General features: G+C 50.4%; 1 protein-coding gene. It reads right to left on the bottom strand.

Annotation, left to right across the window (positions count from 1 at the left end):
• The coding region (locus AC1EJZ_RS11175) for an IS1249 family transposase (protein ID WP_480294997.1) at positions 1-985 on the bottom strand (985 nt) is incomplete at its 3' end.
• Between the last annotated feature and the right edge of the window lie 151 nt (positions 986-1,136).

Genomic DNA, 1,136 nt, shown 5'->3' on the forward strand with positions numbered 1-1,136 from the left:
GGGTTACCGGACAATTTGTGTGTCTATTGGTGGCGTGTCGTGTTGTTTTAGGGTTTGTATTTGCCTGCCCAGCCTTTTCTGATTGATAGGCCGTCTTCCCATGGGGCTTGTAGGTCGAAGTGTTTTGGGCTGGCGTGGGGTTGGTCAGGTAGGCAAATAGTTGGTCTTTTCTGGCTAGGCGTTGGAGACGGAAGTACACGCGGCGGTCACGTTCGTGGGTGTACCACCATTTACGCCCAGGCTTTCTAAGGGCTTGGGGTAGGTCTTTAGCGAAGGTACGTTGTTTTAGGTATTGGTCGTATTGGTTGTAAAACGCAGCCAGAGTGGTAAGCCAGTTAGCGGCCTGTTCGGTATTGGTGATGCGGGTTAATTGTCGTGATAAGTACATGAGGTCCTGGCCGGCAGTAGTTTTAGGCTTGCGAGTCAGGTCAGTGATGTTATTGCGGTGTACATGGACTAGGCAACGTTGAATCTTAGTGGTGGGCCGCAAACTGTTAATGGCACGCTCACCACCTTTTGCCCCGTCTGTTACCACCATTAGAGGTGGGGCTATCGGGGCTAGGAGGGCTTGGTAGGCAGCTGTGGTTTCTTTAGCGCATACTTGCCAGTTCAATACGTTAGTAGTGGTACAAGCGATTAAGACTACCCACCCACCATTTAGATACGTCCCGTCGATGAAGACTTGATCACATACTTCACCACTGACCGGTGGAGTAGGCACTAGCGGGTTCCAACACCACGTGAAGTTGCGTCGAACACTGCGATCACTACCGCGATCGAGCTCACTGTGAGCGTGTTTACCTAACAGGTAGGAAACAAACGCTTCATACGTGTTGCCAGCCCTTGCCTGCGGTCTGTGTTTGGTATGACACGCCCCGCAATCAAGACACCTGTACCTAGGTGCGCCAGCCGAGGTGACACCATTTTTCTTTACCCGCCACCCCTTACAAGACGGGCATGAACGAACCGGTAGTTGCTTTGGCATAAGCCAAGGCAACCAAAACACCCCTTAACACAAACTCAAGAAAACACAACAACCATTAAATCTATAGCTAAAAAAGCTAACCAAACCAGACTTTCACCCACCACACCAAACAAAAACACAATCTATAGACACACCTAATGACCGGTAACCC

The organism is Pauljensenia sp. C0170B5 (assembly GCF_056590195.1).